Annotated in this window: 18 protein-coding genes and 1 riboswitch; of the genes, 8 read left to right on the top strand and 10 right to left on the bottom strand. The window is 69.1% G+C overall.

All coding sequences use genetic code 11. The annotated features are described in order from the left end of the window. Positions 1–8 precede the first annotated feature (8 nt). Both AC5ZH6_RS21310 and AC5ZH6_RS21305 read right to left on the bottom strand, forming a co-directional pair. Complete coding sequence (locus AC5ZH6_RS21310; protein ID WP_014361284.1) at positions 9–2,336, bottom strand: helicase-associated domain-containing protein; 2,328 nt, start codon at positions 2,334–2,336, stop codon at positions 9–11. 37 nt (positions 2,337–2,373) lie between these two features. Continuing rightward, a complete protein-coding gene (locus AC5ZH6_RS21305; protein WP_014361283.1) occupies positions 2,374–4,872 on the bottom strand; it encodes a protein kinase domain-containing protein in 2,499 nt (832 codons plus the stop codon). Between the two features lie 181 nt (positions 4,873–5,053). Here AC5ZH6_RS21305 and AC5ZH6_RS21300 point away from each other — a divergent pair, with 181 nt between their 5' ends. The 4 genes from AC5ZH6_RS21300 to AC5ZH6_RS21285 are packed head-to-tail and all read left to right on the top strand — an operon-like array spanning position 5,054 to position 6,784. Continuing rightward, positions 5,054–5,257, top strand: a complete 204-nt coding sequence (locus AC5ZH6_RS21300; protein ID WP_014361282.1) for a hypothetical protein — start codon at positions 5,054–5,056, stop codon at positions 5,255–5,257. Positions 5,258–5,270: 13 nt separating this feature from the next. Continuing rightward, positions 5,271–5,807: a cyclic pyranopterin monophosphate synthase MoaC gene (moaC, locus tag AC5ZH6_RS21295; RefSeq protein ID WP_014361281.1), complete on the top strand. Its 537-nt coding sequence runs from the start codon at positions 5,271–5,273 to the stop codon at positions 5,805–5,807. Beyond that, on the top strand, positions 5,804–6,283 hold the full coding sequence (locus AC5ZH6_RS21290; RefSeq protein ID WP_014361280.1) for a MogA/MoaB family molybdenum cofactor biosynthesis protein: 480 nt from the start codon (positions 5,804–5,806) through the stop codon (positions 6,281–6,283). The genes moaC and AC5ZH6_RS21290 overlap by 4 nt, the downstream gene beginning before the upstream one ends. 51 nt (positions 6,284–6,334) lie before the next feature. Beyond that, positions 6,335–6,784: a molybdenum cofactor biosynthesis protein MoaE gene (locus tag AC5ZH6_RS21285; RefSeq protein ID WP_020170208.1), complete on the top strand. Its 450-nt coding sequence runs from the start codon at positions 6,335–6,337 to the stop codon at positions 6,782–6,784. A 134-nt stretch (positions 6,785–6,918) separates the two neighbouring features. Here AC5ZH6_RS21285 and AC5ZH6_RS21280 read toward each other — a convergent pair whose 3' ends face one another. The 5 genes from AC5ZH6_RS21280 to AC5ZH6_RS21260 form a co-directional block, all read right to left on the bottom strand. Then, on the bottom strand, positions 6,919–7,530 hold the full coding sequence (locus AC5ZH6_RS21280; protein WP_020170209.1) for a transglycosylase family protein: 612 nt from the start codon (positions 7,528–7,530) through the stop codon (positions 6,919–6,921). Positions 7,531–7,537: 7 nt separating this feature from the next. Continuing rightward, positions 7,538–7,712: riboswitch (cyclic di-AMP (ydaO/yuaA leader) on the bottom strand. 261 nt (positions 7,713–7,973) lie between these two features. Next, complete coding sequence (locus AC5ZH6_RS21275) at positions 7,974–8,222, bottom strand: MoaD/ThiS family protein (RefSeq protein WP_020170210.1); 249 nt, start codon at positions 8,220–8,222, stop codon at positions 7,974–7,976. A 4-nt stretch (positions 8,223–8,226) separates the two neighbouring features. Further along, entirely contained in the window at positions 8,227–9,342 is a 1,116-nt protein-coding gene (gene moaA, locus AC5ZH6_RS21270; protein ID WP_288337199.1) for a GTP 3',8-cyclase MoaA, read from the bottom strand. Next, positions 9,339–9,917 carry a flavin reductase family protein gene (locus AC5ZH6_RS21265; protein ID WP_288337198.1) on the bottom strand — a complete coding sequence of 193 codons (579 nt, stop codon included), beginning with the start codon at positions 9,915–9,917 and terminating at the stop codon, positions 9,339–9,341. Before AC5ZH6_RS21265 ends, moaA begins: the two co-directional genes overlap by 4 nt. A 31-nt stretch (positions 9,918–9,948) precedes the next feature. Next, the gene (locus AC5ZH6_RS21260) at positions 9,949–10,170 is read right to left on the bottom strand and encodes a hypothetical protein (RefSeq protein ID WP_035726884.1); all 222 of its coding nucleotides are present in this window, start codon (positions 10,168–10,170) and stop codon (positions 9,949–9,951) included. Positions 10,171–10,519: 349 nt separating this feature from the next. On the opposite strand from AC5ZH6_RS21260, the gene AC5ZH6_RS21255 reads away from it, so the two are divergent. After that, positions 10,520–10,933, top strand: a complete 414-nt coding sequence (locus AC5ZH6_RS21255; protein WP_006367768.1) for a cold-shock protein — start codon at positions 10,520–10,522, stop codon at positions 10,931–10,933. 12 nt (positions 10,934–10,945) lie between these two features. Here the strand turns inward: AC5ZH6_RS21255 and AC5ZH6_RS21250 are convergent, their stop codons facing one another. Beyond that, the gene (locus tag AC5ZH6_RS21250) at positions 10,946–11,473 is read right to left on the bottom strand and encodes a DUF2771 family protein (protein WP_288337197.1); all 528 of its coding nucleotides are present in this window, start codon (positions 11,471–11,473) and stop codon (positions 10,946–10,948) included. Positions 11,474–11,476: 3 nt separating this feature from the next. Further along, positions 11,477–13,471: an MFS transporter gene (locus AC5ZH6_RS21245; RefSeq protein WP_288438752.1), complete on the bottom strand. Its 1,995-nt coding sequence runs from the start codon at positions 13,469–13,471 to the stop codon at positions 11,477–11,479. A gap of 119 nt (positions 13,472–13,590) precedes the next feature. On the opposite strand from AC5ZH6_RS21245, the gene AC5ZH6_RS21240 reads away from it, so the two are divergent. Continuing rightward, positions 13,591–14,439: a DUF3027 domain-containing protein gene (locus AC5ZH6_RS21240; protein WP_288337200.1), complete on the top strand. Its 849-nt coding sequence runs from the start codon at positions 13,591–13,593 to the stop codon at positions 14,437–14,439. Positions 14,440–14,465: 26 nt separating this feature from the next. Next, positions 14,466–17,279, top strand: coding sequence for a sacsin N-terminal ATP-binding-like domain-containing protein (locus AC5ZH6_RS21235; RefSeq protein WP_288337195.1), 2,814 nt, complete (start codon positions 14,466–14,468; stop codon positions 17,277–17,279). 21 nt (positions 17,280–17,300) lie between these two features. On the opposite strand, the gene AC5ZH6_RS21230 is transcribed toward AC5ZH6_RS21235, so the two are convergent. Beyond that, positions 17,301–17,909: a TetR/AcrR family transcriptional regulator gene (locus AC5ZH6_RS21230; protein ID WP_208792454.1), complete on the bottom strand. Its 609-nt coding sequence runs from the start codon at positions 17,907–17,909 to the stop codon at positions 17,301–17,303. 107 nt (positions 17,910–18,016) lie between these two features. Here AC5ZH6_RS21230 and AC5ZH6_RS21225 point away from each other — a divergent pair, with 107 nt between their 5' ends. Beyond that, positions 18,017–19,159 carry an acyl-CoA dehydrogenase family protein gene (locus AC5ZH6_RS21225; RefSeq protein ID WP_288337194.1) on the top strand — a complete coding sequence of 381 codons (1,143 nt, stop codon included), beginning with the start codon at positions 18,017–18,019 and terminating at the stop codon, positions 19,157–19,159. Positions 19,160–19,238: the final 79 nt, after the last annotated feature.

Genomic DNA, 19,238 nt, shown 5'->3' with positions numbered 1-19,238 from the left:
GGCGCCGGTCAGCCGTCGAGCAGTTCGACGCTGGTGATGCGATGCAGCGAGAACCGCTGTTCGTCGTCGGTGCCGTCCTCGATCCCGATGAGCTGACCGGCGCCGAGGGTCTGCGGGGACACCACGTGTCGTGACGCGCTGCCATGCGCGTCGACGTAGCCGACGCGCAGTTTCCGGTTGGCGCGCAACGCCAATCGGATCAGCGCGGTCGTCGGCTCGCCACCCCCGGTGGCCCGCACCGACGCCGAGGCCGGCCCGGCTGCCGGGGTGGCGACCGCGGCACGATCACCCGAGCGCACCCGGCCGACGACGGCGGCGATCTGATCGGGGCCGAGCGCCGCGCGACGTGGCGCCGCGGCCGGATGCCGCCGCGCGCGATTGGTGGCGACCCGGCTTCCGCGGTCACGCATGTCGACGAGCTCACCCGCCGAATCCTCACCGGCCGGGGCGAATCCGGCGGCGCGCAGAACGTCGAGCACATCACGGATCTCGCTGGGCGACACCGCAACCGTGGGTGCCAGCGCGCGGAGCGCCAGACGTTCGGTGGCATCACTGCGCAACACCGCCGCCAGGGTCGCGGCGTCCTCGCACCGGATGAACGACGAGGCGATCCCGACCCGGAGCGCACCGTGTCGGCGCGCCACGTCCTCGATCAGATAGGTCAGCGACTGCGGCACCGGAGTGCGGGAATGCGTGGTGAACATGGTGATCAGTTCACTGCTGGACCGGCCGGCATCGAGCGCACGGCGCACACTGTCCTCGCTGATCCGGTACACCGATGCGGCGCCGCCGGATTCGAGGTCGGCCACCAGCTCCACCTGTTCGGCGAGTTCGGCGGTCATCGGTCCGGGCACGGTGATCGTCAGATCGGCCTGGGTGAGGAAATGATCGACCGGCGCCGGCAGCGCCTTGCGCATGGCGGCGAGCACCGCCGAATCGTCGTCGGCGGGATCGGCGTCGAGCACCGCCCGCCCGACCGTGGTCAACGCGTGATGCCCGACGACGCCGACCGCGCGCGCCTCGTCGAGCGTCGCACCGACCACCCGCGAGGTGAGACGACGCATCTGGTGCGGGTGATCCCAGCCGAGGGTGGCCACGAGCCCGGCGACCGACACCGGTGTCGCCGGCGCCGTCCGCCGCAGCGCGGTGAGGATGGTGCGACGCACGGTCGGGGCGTGGGAGTCGTAGATCTCGGCCGAGAGCGCCGGGATCGTGGTGCCGTCGCGGTCCGGCTCGCCGACCTGCCAGGCGTTGCGCGGCATCGTCAGCCAGGCCTCGAGCAGGGTGTGCCACTGGCGTTCCGGAGGCTGGTGCAGCCAGGTGTCCGACGTCGTCGTCGGGGCGAAGGCGTGCTCGCCGGTGTCGCCGGCCGGTGGGGGATCGGGAAAACCGGAGTCGATCAATCGTGCGTGACCGAGGAGCTCGACGATCAGTGCGAGCCGGGGCTGATCGAGGCCGGTGGTCTTGCTCAGGCGGCGTAACTCCCGCACGCCGAGGGCCCCCGACCGCAGGATCGCCGCCGGCGCCGACCCCAGTGCGCGGAGCACCGTGGTGGCGTGCCGGATCAGTTCCAGCGCCTCGCCACCACCTGCGGCGTCGATGTCGCGGGCCGAGAACCGGCGCGGCGCCGAGGAGTCGTCGGGTACCGGACGCGCGAGGGTGTCGGTGCGCAGGGCCGGTTCACCCCGCAGCAACTGCCCGGATTGTGCAGGGAGCTCGACGGTCTGGTGATCGATCCGTGCGAGCAGACCGTCGGCGATCAGGCGTGCGACCGGCGATTGCGGGTCGGCGTCGGGTGCCGCGTCGCGGCTGCGACCCAGCGCCGGGCCCCGGGAGAGCGCCGCGAGTAGTTCGCGCTGCCGCTCGTCGAGGGCGTCGAGACGCGACCGCAGGTCCTCGGGTGTCACGTGTGCGAGCGGGCCCGTCAGGTGCAGCCCGCGCCACGGCAGCGCCGAAGTCGCATTACCGGCGACGTGCAGGGCGTCGTCGGGGCCCCAGATCAGGGCGAGCCGACGCAGATGGGCGATGCGCTCGAGGATGTCGTCGTGCCCGGCGCGATCGGACAGCGCGTCGAGCACCGACGACGCCGACACCGTCGCCGCAGCCGGTGGGCCCGCGGAGATGATCACCTCGAGCACGGCGATGTCGAGCAGGTCGAGACGCTCGCCCGCCAGCGCGACCGACGCCGCGGAGAGCGCACGTTGCGCGAGAACGCGGCTGCCCTGCGGGGGCGGGGAGGCGAGGTCGGGACGCAGTGCGAACAGATCCGCCAATTGATCGTCGGTGCGCGAGATCAGGTCGCCGGCAAGCCCGTCGGCCCGATCATCGGAACTCATTCGGCCGATTCTACCGAGCGCGCCACGCGACCCCTTCTCACGCGGGCAGGTTCAGCAGCGCCGGGGTCGACACTTCCTTGTCGTCGCCGCTGTCGCCGTTGCCGACCTGGCCCGCGGAGTTGCGGCCCCAACAGTAGATCGAGGTCTCGTTGACGACCGCGCAGGTCGTGCCCAGCACGGTCTCGACGGCGGAGACGGTTCCCGACAGGGCGGTGATCTGGGTCGGCGAGGTGGTCGCCGACCCGGAGCCGATGCCGAGTTGCTGTCCCTCGTTGTCTCCCCAGCAGAACAACTTGCCCTGCGACACCGCGCAGGTCGAACCCCAACCGGTGTTGATCTGGGTGACCCCGGTCAGCCCGACGACCGGCGTCGGGGTGTGCTGGGCGTTCTTGGTGCCGTCGCCGATCTGGCCGTACCGGTTGTCGCCCCAGCAGTAGGCCTTGCCCGACGCCGACGCGCACACGGTGATGTATTGGTTCGGGTCATCGGTGACGCCATAGGTGCCGACCGAGATGGAGTCGGCGTCGGTGACGGCGACCTTCTGCGGGGTGTTGGCCCGCGTGGTGGCCCCGGTGCCGAGCTGGCCGCTGTCGTTGTTGCCCCAGCAGTAGACGGCGTCGGCGATGGCGCAGGTGGTGCCCTGCGCGGTGGCGACGCCGGTGACGGTGCCGCTCAGTCCGGTCACCTCGGTGGGGGTTGAGGTCTTGTCGGTGACCGAGTCCACGCCGACCTGCCCGTCGTCGTTGTTGCCCCAGCAGTACAGCTTGCCGCCCGCGATGGCGCAGGTGCTGCCGTAACCGGTGGCGATCGCCGTCACCGTGCCGGACAGCCCGGTCACCGGCGTCGGCGTCTGGGCGTCGGAGGTGGTGCCGGTGCCGAGTTGGCCGTAGCCGTTGTCGCCCCAGCAGAAGGCCTGACCTCCCGAGACCGCGCAGGTGCTGGTCTTGAAGTCCTTGTCGGTGTCGATGTACCCGCCCAACGAGACCGCGGTCACGGTGGGGAGGTTGACCTTGACCGGGGTGGGCGAGGCGGTGGTGCCGCCGTTGGCGAGCTGATTGTCGTAATTGGCTCCCCAGCAATACAACTGCTTGGCCGAGATGCCGCAGCTGGAGTTGCCGTAGACGGCGAGCACCGTGGGATGTCCACTGGCCGTTGGCTGATCGTCATCACCGCGGAAAGCGCCTGCGGCGAAGGCGATGCCGAGTCCGAGGACGAGCAGGACGACCACGGCGGCGGCCGCCAGGGAGACGATCAGGCCGGTGCGCTTCTTCTTCGGGGCCGCCGGTGTGGAGAGCGGATAGCCGCCACCGATGAGGTGCGGCGGCGTTCCCGGCGGAAACGTCGGGGGTATGCCGCCGGCCGCTGCGGGCGCGCCGAACGGTGCCGACTGATACGGCGAATTCGGTTGCGAGGGTGGGTTGTTGGCGACCGTCGGGCCAGCCGGCGCGTAGCCGCCGGGCATCGCGGACGGTATCTGGCCGGGGTAGGACGGATTCTGGTTGGGTACCGAGGGGTTTGGATGCGAGGGATTCGGATGCGAGGGATTCGGATGCGACGGCGGCGGCGTCGCATAGGACGGCGGCGGCGTCGGCTGCGACGGTGGCACCGTCGGCTGGGAGTACGGGCGGTTCGCCCCGACGAAAGGTCCTGCCGCCGGGTTCGACTGGTGCGATGGCGGTGTGGGGTTGCCCCGCCCCTCGAATGCTTGACCCCGGCCCTCGAATGCCTGACGCAGCGCCGTCGAGAACGACCGGCAGTCGGGGTAGCGGTCGGCGGGATTCTTCGACAGTGCCTTCGCGATCACCGGATCGAGGGCGCCGAGATCGGGGCGTAGCGAGCTGATCGGTGGGATCTGTTTGGTCAGATGCGCCATGACCAGTGCCGAAGGCGTGGTGGTGGTGAACGGGGCCTGCCCGGTCAGGAGCTGGAAGACGGTGCACGCCAACGAATACTGATCCGAGGAGGCTGATGCGTCGTGACCCTCGATCACCTCGGGGGCACAGTAGGCCAGCGTGCCGATGAAGGCACTCGTCGCGGTCAGTGACGTCGAGTTGACGAGTTTGGCGATGCCGAAGTCCAGCACGGTGACCCGGGCGATCTGACCGTGTTCGTCCCGGCTGACGAAGATGTTGGCCGGTTTGACGTCACGGTGGATGATGTTGCGCCGGTGGGCGTAGTCGAGGGCGTCGGCGACACGGGTGGTCACCTCGATCACGTCCGACGGGGAGATCGCGCCGTGGGTGAGGTCGGCGCCCTCGAGGTAGTTCATGGTGAACCACGGGGTGCCGTCGGTGTTGATGCCGTACTGGTGGATCGAGATGATGCTGGGGTGATCGAGCGCCGCGGTGGTGCGCGCCTCGTTGGTGAAGCGCCGCTGGAAATCGGGGTCGTGCGCACCGGCCAGCGAGATGACCTTCAGGGCCTCCCGCCGCAGCAACTGCGGGTTCTCGACGAGGTACACCTCACCCATCCCGCCCGAACCCAGCAGGGACACCACCTTGTAGCCGGCGACCTGCGAACCTGGACTCAGAGGCACGATTCTTCCTTCGATCGGGGGTGGACCGCTGGCCTGTGACCTTACCCAACGTGCTCTGAGATCGGCCTTCGTATCATTCGAACGATGGGCCCACGACGCGGACGTCGGTGATGAGACGACGCGGGCGTCGGGGACCAAACGGTGAGCGCACCGCGTGCCGCGGAGCACGCCGTGGCACAATATGCGCGTGGCTGAGAGCAATTCGAAGAAGCACTACGTTGACAACGGCTGGCCGAAGGCCTCCGACGGCGACGGTCCCGAGCACGCGGTCTCGGAGTTCGCGGCCGCGCTGCCCGGCGCGTTGTCGCCGTTCGGCGAGGTGGAGTTCCCGCTGCCGGCCGACGAGGTCAACTACATCAACCCCAAGACGGTCATCAACCGCTGAGCGCGGTGACCGAGTGAGTGCGGTGCCCGATCCGCAGTCGTCTGCCCGGTTGTCCCACGTCGACGACTCGGGTACGGCCCGCATGGTCGATGTGGGGGACAAGTCGGTCACCCAGCGCCGCGCCGTTGCCGGCGGCACATTTCGCACCAGCACCACCGTCATCGACCTGCTGACCTCGTCGTCATTGCCGAAGGGTGACGTCCTCGCCACCGCGCGGATCGCCGGGATCATGGCGGCCAAACGCACCGATTCGCTCATTCCTCTCTGCCATCAGCTGGCGCTGTCGTCGGTCGACGTCGACTTCACGATCGGCACCGATCACATCGACGTGACGGCTGCGGTCACCACCGCGGGCCGGACCGGCGTGGAGATGGAAGCACTGACCGCGGTGGCGGTGGCCGGACTCACGCTGCACGACATGGTCAAGGCCGTCGACCGTCACGCACGCATGGACGGAATCCGGCTCCTCGAGAAGTCCGGCGGACGGTCCGGTGACTGGCACCGAGGAGACGAGCGCGGGCCACACGCGGACCCCGGGATGCAACCATGAGCAGGCAGCGCATCGCGCGGATCGTCGTGGCCTCCACCCGGGCCTCCCGTGGTGCCTATCCCGATCGCACGGGCCCGATCATCGCCGAGTGGCTCACCGACCACGGGTTCACCGTCGACGAGCTCGACGTCGTCGCCGACGGCCCACCGGTGGGTGATGCGATCCGGGCCGCGATCTACGCCGACGTCGACCTCGTCCTCACCACCGGCGGGACCGGGCTCGCACCGACCGACCGGACCCCCGAACAGACGCGACTGCTGCTCGACATCGAGATCCCCGGTCTCGCCGACGCCATCCGCACCGCGGGTCTGCCGCAGGTGCCGACCGCGGTCCTCTCCCGTGGCACCGCCGGGGTCGCCGGCACGACGCTGGTGGTCAATCTGCCCGGCTCGACCGGCGGTGTGCGCGACGGCCTTTCGGTCCTCGCCACCGTCCTCGACCACGCTCTCGACCAAATCCGCGGCGGCGACCACTGATGAACTCGTATCACTGATGAATGGTTGTCACCGATTGAATGGTTGTCACCGTTGACCGCCGGCAACCCGGTGGTGGTCGTGCACACGGCGGTGAGCGTCGACCCGATCGCACTCGCCGACCACGAGGCCCGCGTCGTCGCGGCTGCCGATGGACATGCCGGCGCGGTCGTGGGGTTCGTCGGCGCGGTCCGCGACCACGACGGCGGCCGCACGGTGACGAGTCTGTCGTATTCGGCGCACCCGGACGCCCCGCGCGTGCTCACCGAGGTGGTCACCGAGATCTGTGCGGCCGCCGACGGCGTCCGGGCGGTCGCGGTCTCCCATCGGGTGGGTGACCTGTCGGTCGGCGACGTCGCCTTCGTCGTCGCCGTGGCCGCCGATCACCGCGCCGAGGCGTTCGCGTTGTGCGCGCGACTCGTCGACGAGGTCAAGGCGCGCATACCGGTGTGGAAACACCAGTTCTTCGGCGACGGAACCGACGAGTGGGTCGGGTCGGCCTGATCACGGGCACCACCTGATACAGGTCACCACCTGACACCGGCCACAACCGACACAGCCCCCCGACAATTGGAAAAGGGCCCCGCACGGCGTCGAGCAACGTGCGGGGCCCTTCGTCAGGGCTGAACCGATCGGGTTCAGGGGAGCGGGACGAGTCCCTTGTTCTCGTTGAACAGGCGCAGCTGATCCGGGGTGAGCTGGTAGCCGCTGTCCTTGGCGGCCTTGAGCAGGCTCTGCACCTCGGGGCTGACGCCGGCCTGGCTGACCTGATCGATCGCCTGGTCGGTGCTGGTGGCGTTCGGGGTGTTCGCGAGACCCTTGGCGGGCGCCTGGGGCGCATCCGGACGCGGGGTGTCGGCGGGGGCGGTCCGCGGGGTGGCCCCCGACAACCCGGTGCCGCAGACCGGCCATGCGCCCTTGCCCTGGGTGGCCAGGACTCGCTCGGCGACGGTGATCTGCTGCTCCTTGGAGGCCTGGTCGGCGCTCGGCGCGAACTGGGTGCCACCGTTGGCGGCCCACGTGCTCGGGCTGAACTGGAGTCCACCCTGGTAGCCGTTGCCGGTGTTGATGGCCCAGTTGCCACCGGACTCGCACTGGGCGACCTGATCCCACTCGGAATCGGAGGCGGCATGTGCCGAGCCGGTGCCCAGCAGGGCCGCGCCGCCGCCGAGAACGGCTCCGGTCAGCGCGATCTTCGCGAAGGTCTTGGTTGCGGTGGTGGTCGACGGCTTGCGGTGACGTCCGGACATAAGTCGAATAACCTCTCTCCACGCGCCTGCGAGGTCAGCTGTCGGGTTCGAGCGAGAGGTGCTCGGTCACGATCGCCGTGCGGCGACCGGACTTAACCCCAAGGGCGTCTGTCGACGTCCGTTCTTCCTTGCGGAAAAGGGTGGGTCCCCCGTCCTCGTTCCAAGATGTGTGCTCGTCATTCCACCGGAGGAACGAGGCTCGGCGCGACCGGTGGAAATCTTGGTGTGTTGTTTGCTGTGCTGTGACCTTCTGTGAAGGACGCTTCGTACAGTACGACGTCTGAGAGCGGGAATCACCCCGTCCTGACAACCCATTTTCGGCGTGCCGGTGGGTCTTTGGGCCCTGTTTCGGTGTCCGTGCAGTTCACGGGCGTGACGCCCGGTTCGTGTCCATCTCGTTATTGACTCGTTATGTGATCAAGCTCACAAGTGAGCCGGGTGTGTCAACCCCCGGCGAACGGGGGGAGAACGTCGATCGTGTGCGTCGGACCGAGGCGCCGCGTGCGGTCGCACAGCGCGATCTCGTCGCGCAGATACGAACACCGCTCCAACACCCGCGCCAACTCCGGATTATCGGCTGCCAGAATGTGTTCGAGCTCACCGAGAGTGATGTCCTCGGCGATGTCGCGCACGTCGGATTCGGTCTTCGCGGCCGCGGAGGCGGCGGCGAAATAACGGATCGTCACACGCATCCGCTCAGCCCCCGATCGCCGACATCGGACGGTCCGGCTGCCGGAATCCCGCGGTGTTGACCGCGTGCCCGGCGCGCTTGGCCCAGGTGTTCTCCCGCCACAATTGCGCGATCCGACGATCGACGTCGAGCTCGTCGTCACCACCGCCCCGCAGCACGGGCATCAGCGAGGTCTCGGCGTCGGCGAACAAGCAGTTGCGCAGCGCCCCGTCCGCGGTCAGCCGGGTCCGGTCACAGTCACCGCAGAACGGGCGCGTCACCGACGCGATCACGCCGACGCGGGCAGGTACTCCACGGGCGTCGGTGTGGCCATCGACGAGGAAGGTCTCCGCAGGCGCACCTCCACGCGGGACGGTGTCGGGACGCAACCGGAGATGCGCCGACAGCACGTCGAGGATTTCCGTCGCGGTGACCATCCGCGACCGATCCCACCGATGTCCGGCGTCGAGCGGCATCTGCTCGATGATCCGCAGCTGATATCCGGCGTCCAGGCAGAACCGGGTGAGGTCGACCAGTCCGGCCAGGTCCCGACGATCGGGGACGACCGCGTTCACCTTGATCGGATACAACCCCGCGCGACGGGCGGCGTCGAGGCCGGCGAGGACGTCGGGCAGCCGATCACGTCGGGTGATCTCGGCGAACCGGGCGGGATCGACGGTGTCCAGCGAGACATTGATGCGCGTCAGCCCGGCCTCGACGAGACCGGCGGCACGGCGCCTCAACCCGAGGCCGTTGGTCGTCATCGCGATCTCCGGGCGCTGCGGCAGCGAGGTGACGGCAGCGATGATGTCCTCGAGGTCGCGGCGCAGCAGCGGCTCGCCTCCGGTGAACCGGACGGTGCGGATGCCGAGGTCGGCGACGGCTATCCGCAGCACCCGGATGAACTCGGCGGTGGTCATCACCGACTCGGTCGGCAACCAGTCGAGGCCCTCGGCGGGCATGCAGTAGTCGCAGCGCAGATTGCAGCGGTCGGTCACCGACACCCGCAGATCGGTGGCCACCCGGCCGAAGGTGTCGCGCAGCGGCCCGGACGTGGGTGCGGTCGACGCCCCGGACCGCGCCTCGTCGGTGGAGCGTGGCAGCACCGACGGGAGCGGCAGGCCCAGGTCGACGATGGTCATCGCCGCGTGGGGTCGTCGTCGGGAATCCGTGCCTGCAGAGCACGAAAAGTGCTGGCGTGGAACACGAGTGGCTCGACCTCCGGGTCGGCGTCGAGACGCCGGATGCGCAGCAGCACCAGCAGGTGATCGCCGGCGGGGATCTCACTCTCGATCGTGCACGACAGGTGAGCGGCCGCACCCGGGATGAACAGGGCTCCGTCGTCGGAACCGAGAGGCTCGATACCGTCGAACCGTCGCGGTGCCGGACCGGCGAGCTGACGGCACAACTGTGCCTGGTCGTGGGCGAACACGCTGACACCGACGGTGCCGGCGTCACGCAACCGGGGCCACGTCGTCGAGGTGTTCTGCACACACACGCTCACCAGCGGCGGATCCAGCGACACCGACGTGAACGCACTCGCGGCCATCCCGACCAGTTCCGGGCCGGCTGAGTCTGTGGGCTCGGAGGACTCCGGGGACTCGGGCGCGCCACGATGGCAGCAGACCGCGACCACGCCCGACGGAAAACAGCTGTACGCCCGCTTCAGCGCACCCTCGTCCGATGCCGGCGCGAGAGCGGCGTGGGTGGCGATCACCGAGGGTCGATCGACAGAAGCCGACACACGATCACCGGGCCCCGCGGCCCGACCGCAACGCGTAGACGACGCCCAGCAAGAAACCCAGCGGGGCGCACATCGTCAACAGATACACCGCGGTCGGAGCGGTCTCGCCGTGATCGGCCACCGGGGTGACGAACAACGCGATGATCGCGAGCACCCCGATCACGAACACCACGCCGGCCACCTGCAGCAGTCGCGACGGGGACGACTCGCCGGCTCCCGGCGTCAGCGAGCGACGATCGCCGTGTGCCTTCGGCCCGCTCGCTTCGCTCCCGGCGCCGACCACACCCGGCCCGCTCGCTTCGCTCCCGGCACCGGCCACACCCGGCCCGCTCGCTTCGCTCCCGGCGCCGGCGCCGTGCTTCCTCTCCATGGTTTCCACGGTAGAGCACCCGGGGTGACGATGACGGTGTCGTGCCCGGTCAGCGCGCGGCTCACGCTGCCTCGAGAAACCGTTTTGCCCATTGGCTAGACTGGCATCACCAGGCGCCTTGCTCATTGTCGTGGGTCAGGGCGCCCTTTCATGTGGTGGAGCGACCGCATGCAACGACAACGACGTTCGAGTGAAGGTGAGCACAGTGCCGAGCGGCAAGGTGAAGTGGTACGACGCCGAGAAGGGCTTCGGTTTTCTCGCACAAGAGGGCGGCGAGGACGTGTACGTGCGTTCGTCGGCGTTGCCCGACGGCGTCGAGGCGCTCAAGCCCGGCCAGCGGGTGGAGTTCGGGATGGCCGCGGGGCGTCGGGGCCCGCAGGCATTGACGGTCACCGTGCTCGAGCCCGCGCCCAGCGTCACCAAGAACACCCGTGAAGCCGCGCGCAAAGAGGTCAAGCGGCACAGCCCCGACGAACTCCACGGCATGGTCGCCGACCTCATCACCCTTCTCGAGGGCAAGGTGCAGCCGGATCTGCGCAAGGGCCGTTACCCGGATCGAAAGACCGCACAACGCATTTCCGAGGTCGTGCGCGCCGTCGCCCGCGAGCTCGACAGCTAGTCCGGTCAGGCCCTATCTGGGCGGCGCCGTGTCGGCGGCGATCAGTCCGCGCGCGATGTCGGTCGACCCGTCCGGGTTGGTCGCCACCGCCGATGCCGCGGTGATCGTCACGCCGAGCAGCACACGGTCCGGGCGCGACCGCAGGGCGACGGTGTAGGTGGTGTTCGACGCCTGTGGTGATTCCTCCTCCACCAGGCCCTGTGGGGTCCAGTAGAGGGTCGTGAGATTCCACGGAGCCTTGGCGACCGTCTCCGAGACCGACAGCAGCGCCGTCGAGTTCAGAGGGATCGGCACCCGCGGCGTCGTGCGCTGAGGCTGATCCCGCGGCGGGGTGCACTCGCGCACGAACACGTCACACCACCGGGCCGGCTGCACCGTGTGGAGGTCGCCGCCGACGGCGAGCTGGATGTACGCGTCCTCCTTGTGCTCGCCGGTGTTGCCGGCCACCAGGATGCCGACACCTGCCGCGACGACGACCACGAACGCGACGGCCACTGCGGCGATGATCGCGATCGCCTTCTTCTCACCGGGGTTGACCACGCTCTAGTGATATCCCATCCGCTTGGTGGGCTGAGCACCCGGTCCGGAAGCGTCGCGGGACGACGGACCCCGCGCCGGGCCCGCCGGACGGTGCGGTCGGGTGGGCGCCGACGACGGATCCGCCGGGTGGCCTGCCGGATGGCCGTCCGGGCGATCCGGGCGGACCGCCGCATGTCGCTGCGTCGGATGGCTGTAGACCGGCGTACCGAGATCGGCGAACGACATGGTCGGCTCGGCATGCTCGGGACGCTCACCACCGAGGCCGGGGACCAGGGAGCGTCCGCGATCGGTCAGCACCGTCTGCGCGAGTCCCAGCCCCAGCAACACCGAGACGACGGTGAACCCCACCCACAGCGTCGTCGGCAACAGCACACCCAGAGCGGCACCGAGGACCCAGCACAGCTGCAGGACCGTTTCCGATCGGCCGAACGCCGATGCCCGAGACTGCTCGGGCAGATCGTCCTGGATCGATGAATCCAGGCACACCTTGCCGATCGCGCTGGTGCCGGAGGCGACCAGTGCGGTTGCCGTCGCCAGCACGATGTTGCCGAATACCGCCGCGAGTACGGCCATCACGAAGCATGCGGCCGTCGAATACAGCACGATCTTCGACGGGTTGCGCAGCTCCAGACGTGTGCCGACCCCGTTGCCGATGGCGTTGCCCACACCCGCCGCGGCGCCGACCGCGCCGATGGTCGCGAGCTGCTTCCAATCGGAGTGCACCCCCTGCTGGGACTTGGCATAGAAGGCGATGTAGAGCGTCAGGAAGCCGGTGAGGATGCGGATGGTGCCGTTACCCCAGAGCGCAGCGACCACCTTGCGTCCGAGGGGCTGACGCATCTTCGCGGCCAGCGCCTTGGCCCCGCCGCGCACGCCCGCCCGTCCCGGTGCCGCGGCTGCGTCGTGCGGGGCGTGATAGGTCAGCGTCGCCGGGATCTCACCCTCGGTGACCTCGACCCAGGACGGGATACGCATGCACAGGTACGCGCCGAATGCGGCGATGACCGCCAGCCAGAGCATCGCGCCGGGCAGGTGCCACGGCAGCGCCTTGGCCAGCAACACCTCGAAGAGCCCGGCCACCGCGCCACCGATGATCGTGCCGCCGACCAGGCCGAACATCGTCAGCCGGGAGTTCACCCGCGGCAGGTCGATCGTCGGGGGGACCACCCGCGGGGTGACCGCCGACTTGAGCACACCGAACGACTTGGACAGCACCAGCAGGCCCAGCGCGCAGGGATAGAGCACCCACGGGTCGTAGTTGAGCTGATCGGCAACCGGATCCCAGCTGACGTTGGTCATGATCAGCAGTGCGAGCACCACACGAGCGCCGAAGGTGGTGGCCATCGCGATCCGACGGCCCTGCTGCAGTCGGTCGAGCAACGGCCCGATCAACGGTGCGATCAGTGCGAACGGTGCGATGGTGAGCGCGAGATACAGCGCCACCGACACCTTGGACTGTCCGGTGGCAGCCGAGAAGAACAACGTGTTGGCCAACGCGACCGCCATCGCCGCGTCGACGGCGAAGTTCACGATCACCGGCAAGGTCAGCGCGGTCAGCCCGGACTGGTCGGCGCCGTCGGCGGTGGCTGCCTGATGGATCTTGCCGAGCCCCTTCGCGGTCAGCTGCCTGCTGCGCATCGCCGCCACCCGCGCGACTGTGATCTTCTTCGGCGCCTCCGGCGTCGGATCGGTCGGCAGGGCCTGCGTCCGATGGCCGCCCGGTCCCGTCGCGTCATGGGGATCGGTCGGCGTGTCGTCGAGGGGCGGCAGGTGCGGATTGTGGGTCCGCGGCGGCAGATACGCCTCGCCACGGTTCCCGCCCGGCGGATTGCCGTGCGACGGGATCCGCGTCGGGGTGGCTCGGCGGCGTGCGCCGTCGGCCGGATAGTTCGCGGCGCCGGGGTGGTCGACAGGGTCGCGTCGGGTACGCGCGGCAGCCGCAGGGCCCGTGGTACCCGCGGGCGCGGCGGCGCTGTCCTTCGACTTCCGTCCGATCACGCGTCAATTGTTCCTCATCGGCCGACCGGGCCGCCGTATGTGTCGTTCGGAAGTGTCGCGCGCAGCCGCTGTGACCCGCGGTCCCCGGGTGAGGCACACTGGAGGGCGTGACTGGAGTAATGGACGGCCCGCGGTTGCTCGACGCCGTCGAGGTCGCCCGTGCCGCGCTCGTCGAGGACGGGCATGAGCCGGGTGCCCACCGTCAGGCGATCGCGGAAGGCGAGTGGGCCGCAGCACACTACTTCGACGCCGATCTCACCGGATACCGCGGCTGGCAGTGGTGCGTGGTGGTCGCCGGCGCGCCCGGGACCGACGCGGTCACCGTCAGTGAGGTGGTCCTCCTGCCGGGCGAAGGTGCGCTGCTCGCGCCCGAATGGGTGCCGTGGAGTGAGCGCGTCGCGCCGGGCGATCTGACGGCGGGCGACATGCTCGCCGCCGACTCCGACGATCCGCGGCTCGTTCCCAACCACGTCGACACCACGAGCGCCGTGCTCTCCGCGACTGCCGTGCCGGAGGTCGCCGACGACTATCCGGCCGATGACGTCGAGGCCTCGGCGCCCGACCCCGAGGACCTGGCCGAGGTGGCCGGGGTACTCGGACTCGGGCGTAAGCGGTTGCTCAGCCGGGAGGGCCGCGACGTGGCCGCGCAGCGCTGGTACGACGGCGAGCACGGTCCCGGCGCAGAGATGGCGGTGGCGTCCCCTTTTCCGTGCTGCACCTGCGGTTTCTACATCCCGCTGTCGGGTGCGTTGCGGGTGGCTTTCGGCGCGTGCGCCAACGAGTATTCCGCCGACGGCCAGGTGGTTTCGGCCGAGTACGGATGCGGGGCGCACTCCGACGTCGTCGCCCCGAGCGGTGAGGGATCACCGGCGTACGACGCCTTCGACGACGGCGTTCTCGAAATCGTTGCGGTCGGTGCAGGTGCCGGTGCTGCGGGCGCCGACGGCGAGTCGAACGCTCGGGCTTGACGCCCGAGGTTGCCTGACCCCTCCCGGTGCACACTGACCCCTTCGGTACCGCCGACCTCGCTGCGGCGACGCTGTCGGCGTGGCGGGACTCACCGACACGTCTGGCCGAAGATGTTGCCGCCGAAGATGATCTGGCCAGTGTCGGCTACCGCGATCGCCTGTTCGTCGAACTCGTCACCAACGCTGCCGATGCCGCTCGGCTCGGAGGGGTCGACGGCGAGGTCGCGATCTGGTCGGATGCCGAGGGCCTGCACATCGCCAATACCGGTGCGCCGCTGACCGAAGCGGGAGTGCGGTCGCTGCTGGCGCTGCGCGTCTCGGCCAAACGGCCCGATGACACCGGTGGCGTCGTCGGCCGGTTCGGGGTGGGATTCAGTGCCACCGCCGCCGTCGCGCACACCGTCGAGATCCGCTCGATGACCGGAACGATCCGTTTCGATCGTGCACGTGCCGCTGCCGCGGTTGCCGCCGCGGGAATCGTTGACGTAGCACGTGTTCCGCTCCTGCGGCTGGCCTGGCCGGACGAAGGCGTCCCCCATGCCGGATTCACGACCGAGATCGTACTCGGCCTGGTCGGGGGACTCGACCCGCAAGCGATCCTCGACGCAGCCGCCGCGCAGGCCCCCGATCTGCTTCTGGCGCTGACCGCGCTGCGGCTGATCACCGTGGAGGACAACGCTTTCGAGATCGACCGGACCGAAATCGCCGACGACGAACTGTCCTCCGGTTCTCGAGCTCGTCGGCTCACGGTGACCGTGGCGGGCCGGGGTGATCGGCGGAGTCGGGAATTCACCGAGATCGAGCACGGGCCGTCACGATGGTTGCGCGCCGACGATGGGCGGCCGGTCAGTGCCGGGGCGGACGCGTCGGCGGCCGATGTGCTCTGGGCGCCGACACCGACGGACATCGAACTGTCGTTGCCGTGTCGGCTCATCGCCCGTCTCCCGCTGACCCATGATCGTCGCCATGTGCACCCCGATGCCGACATCGCGGCAGCCGCAGCGGGTTACGTGGACGTACTGCGCCTTGCCGAGCCTGTCGACGGGGTGGCGCTCGTTCCCCGCGCGCATCGCGCGCGGGGCGGCGACGATGCCCGGTTGATCGACGCGGTGCTCCACGAACTGCGTCGTACTGCCTGGCTCCCCGGCATCGCAGGGGCGCCGCTGGTGCCTGACCGCGCGTCGGTGCTGATCGGGCTCGATCCCGATCTCGCGGAGGTGCTCGGCGAGTTGCTCACCGATCTCATCCATCCGGATCTGTCTCTCGCACATCAACTCCCGGTGCTCGAGTCGCTCGGTGTGACCCGAATCGGCTTGGCGTCGTTGGCGGAGCGGCTGACCGGTGTGGAACGCGACCCTGCGTGGTGGGGGCGGTTGTACGCGGCGCTCGCACCGCTGGTGTCGACGACTCTCGATGCCGAAGAACTTGCCGCGCTGCCCATCCCGCGTTCGGATGGTCGGATGAACATCGGTGCGCGCGGATTGTTCACCGCGCACGCCGTGCAGACGCCCCTGCGCTGGATTCGTACCGTCGCGGCCGAGGCTGACCATCCCCTCCTGGAACGACTGGGCGTGCAGCGGCTTTCGATCACCGATGCACTCGCCGATCCGGCATTGCGCATGCTCGTCGAGGAGGCGGCCGACCTTGTCGAGGACGGTGCGGGTGAGGAGGTCGACGCCACCGGTCTGGCCGAGGAGGTACTCACGCTGCTCGGCGCTGGCACCGAAGCCGATGTGCCCGAATGGCTGTCGCGGCTTCCGCTGCCCGCCGACGACGGTGACTTGCGTACTGCCGACGAGTTGCTGCTCGCCGATTCGCCGTTGGCCGCGGTGCTCATCGAGGACCATCCCTTCGGTCTGCTCGACGCCGACGTCGCCGAGCGGCACAGTGTGCAGGTGCTTCGCCGGCTCGGGGTGGGGTGGTCGTTCGCAGTGATCACCGACGACCTGCCGACGGGGCCGGATCACGATCTTCCCGACGAGGAGCAGTGGTGGGAGACCTTGCCGGATGCCCCGGAATGTCTATGCGCCGTCCGCGATCTCGACCTCGTCGACCCCGATCGGTGGGCGCAGGCCCTGACGCTGATCGTCGGGGACGAGGAGACGGCACGAGCGCTCGACGATCGCGAGGGCTACACCGCCTGGTGGTTGCGCCACTTCGCCGAGGTCGACGGTTTACTGCTCGGTGAATACCGTGCGCCGTCGGATCACTCGCTCCTCGGTGTGCTCGATCCGCTGGTGCATCCGCACGCGGACGCGCTGGCCCCTGCGCTCGCAGCGCTACCGCCCGAATCCGCCACGGAGGCATCGTTGTTGCTGGCCCGACTGGGCGATCGGGCAAGATCGATCTCGCCCGGTGTCGCTCGCGGGATCTACTCCGCGGTGGTCGAGGTCTGCCGGTCGGGGAGGATCGACTGGTCGGAGATCGACGCACCGGACGCCGTGCGGGTCGCCTCGGGTGCAGCCGTGCCCACCGATGACCATCGCGCGCCGGTCGTCCTCGATGACCGATGGTGGGCGCAGGCCGTCGATCCCGGGGTACTCGTGATCGGTCCCGACAGCCCCGAGGGCGCAGCGCTTCTGGCCGATATCCTGGATCTCCCGCCGGTGTCGGAGGAACTCACCGCCGAACCGGTCGGCGAGGGGGAGTACACCACGACCGATGGCACTGCCGCGGTGTTGTTCACCGCCGAGACCGGAAAGCCTGTGACCGGCGAGGGGCGTGTGCACGATGATCTGCGGATTGCATTGTTGCGCAAGGGTAGTGACGCATCATACGAGGTTCGGGTGCGGTGGTGGGTCGACGACCGGGGCGTCACGCATCTGTCCCGCCGGCGTTGATGGCCGCCTCGACGCCGACCGTCAGCGTCGTTGGGCGTCGATGCCGGTGGTGAGGATCGCGGCGAGCTGTCGATAGGCGGCGGCGTCGTCGAGGCCCGTGGTCGCCGAGACCTCCCGTCGCTGGATGCGGCTCATCATCGTGGCGGCGACGTCGGCGGCGAACGCGGCGTTGACATCTCGGAACTCGCCGTCGCGAACTCCGGCGTCGATCAGCTCCCGCACCCGGCGGGCGGCTGCGGCAGTGTTCTGTTCGTAGAGGTCGCGGGTCGGGCCGAACGCATGGAGGTCGGTCATGAACACCTCGGAGGCCGGGGAGAGTTCCTCGCCGACGGCGATGAGGTAATCGATGACCGCCTCGCGTGCCGACGTCGCCGCCGCGACCCGCGCCTCGACATGCTCGGTGGCGACCCGGAAGAAATGCGTCACGGTCTTGGTGACCAGTTGCTCCTTGCTGTCGGCGAGGGTGTAGATCGTCGTTTTGGAGCAGCGCAATCTGCCTGCGAGGTCGGCGACGGAAAGATGTGCGAAACCTTCGTCGAGGAGCAGAGCAAGGAGGTCGTCGAACAGCGCTGCGCGCCTCCGGGTGCCGAAGTCGGAGACGCCCGCACTCGCATTCACCCCGCGGGTCATGATCGCTCCTCACTGCTGGGCTGCCGGACCGCTATGGCCTTCCGACGTCGAGAATAGTACTGTGAAGCGTACCTGAGTACTGTCTCTAGCCCGGAAAGGCTCGCCACATGGCTGTTGATCGTCTGCTCCCCAATGATGAGGCGCGCGACCTGATCGCCCTGACCCGCGATATCGCCGACAAGCGTCTGGCGCCGATCGCCGACGCGCACGAGAAGGCCGAGACGTATCCCGACGGGCTCTTCGCCGAGCTCGGTGAGGCGGGACTCCTCGGGCTGCCGTATCCGGTGGAGTGGGATGGCGGGGGCCAACCGTACGAGGTCTACCTCCAGGTGCTGGAGGAACTCGCGGCGCGGTGGGCGGCCGTGGCTGTGGCGACCAGCGTGCACGGCCTGGCGTGTCACCCGCTCTTCAATTTCGGGACCGACGAGCAGAAGCAGCGTTGGCTCCCAGATTTGTTGAACGGCAAACTCATCGGCGCCTACAGCCTGTCCGAGCCGCAGGCCGGCTCCGATGCGGCGGCACTGAACTGCCGCGCCAAGGCCGCCGACGACGGTTATCACGTGACCGGGACCAAGGCGTGGATCACCCATGGCGGCATCGCCGACGTCTACAACTTGTTCGCCCGCACCGGCGAGGGGTCGAAGGGGATCTCGTGCTTCTTGGTTGCGCGAGAGACCGACGGCCTCACCTTCGGCAAGCCCGAGGAGAAGATGGGGCTGCACGCCGTCCCAACGACTGCCGCCACCTACGACGACGCTGTCGTCGGCACGGACCGCCTGATCGGCGCCGAGGGCCAAGGGTTGCCGATTGCCTTCTCCGCACTCGATTCGGGCCGATTGGGAATCGCGGCCTGTGCCACCGGATTGGCGCAGGCGGCCCTGGACGCTGCGGTCGAGTACGCACAAGAACGGACCACCTTCGGCCGCAAGATCATCGACCACCAGGGCTTGGGCTTCTTCCTCGCCGACATGGCCGCCGCCGTCGACTCGGCACGCGCGACCTATCTCGACGCCGCTCGCCGACGAGACGCCGAACAACCGTATTCGCGTGCTGCCGCCACCGCCAAGCTCATCGCGACCGACGCTGCGATGAAGGTCACGACCGACGCGGTACAGGTCCTCGGTGGCAACGGCTACACCCGCGACTTCCGGGTGGAGCGCTACATGCGCGAAGCCAAGATCACCCAGATCTTCGAGGGTACCAACCAGATTCAGCGACTCGTGATCGGCCGCGCGCTCGCTGCGGGCTGACGCCCCGCTCTTTCTCAGGGAGGTATCCGGCCACTGTGGTCCGAATTCAGCTCCGGCTCAGTTGGTCTCGAGGCTCGCC

This window comes from Gordonia sp. YC-XJ4 (genome assembly GCF_059511865.1).
The sequence above is the reverse complement of the archived record's forward strand: the minus strand, read 5'-3'. Positions and strand labels throughout refer to the sequence as shown.

Excerpts from the sequence above, each read along its gene's own strand:
- AC5ZH6_RS21225 (WP_288337194.1), top strand. The coding sequence starts at position 18,017 with ATGGCTGTTGATCGTCTGCTCCCCAATGATGAGGCGCGCGACCTGATC.
- AC5ZH6_RS21300 (WP_014361282.1), top strand. The coding sequence starts at position 5,054 with ATGCGCGTGGCTGAGAGCAATTCGAAGAAGCACTACGTTGACAACGGC.
- AC5ZH6_RS21280 (WP_020170209.1), bottom strand. The coding sequence starts at position 7,530 with ATGTCCGGACGTCACCGCAAGCCGTCGACCACCACCGCAACCAAGACC.
- moaA (WP_288337199.1), bottom strand. The coding sequence starts at position 9,342 with ATGACCATCGTCGACCTGGGCCTGCCGCTCCCGTCGGTGCTGCCACGC.
- AC5ZH6_RS21240 (WP_288337200.1), top strand. The coding sequence starts at position 13,591 with ATGGACGGCCCGCGGTTGCTCGACGCCGTCGAGGTCGCCCGTGCCGCG.
- AC5ZH6_RS21230 (WP_208792454.1), bottom strand. The coding sequence starts at position 17,909 with ATGACCCGCGGGGTGAATGCGAGTGCGGGCGTCTCCGACTTCGGCACC.
- AC5ZH6_RS21275 (WP_020170210.1), bottom strand. The coding sequence starts at position 8,222 with ATGCGTGTGACGATCCGTTATTTCGCCGCCGCCTCCGCGGCCGCGAAG.
- AC5ZH6_RS21310 (WP_014361284.1), bottom strand. The coding sequence starts at position 2,336 with ATGAGTTCCGATGATCGGGCCGACGGGCTTGCCGGCGACCTGATCTCG.
- AC5ZH6_RS21290 (WP_014361280.1), top strand. The coding sequence starts at position 5,804 with ATGAGCAGGCAGCGCATCGCGCGGATCGTCGTGGCCTCCACCCGGGCC.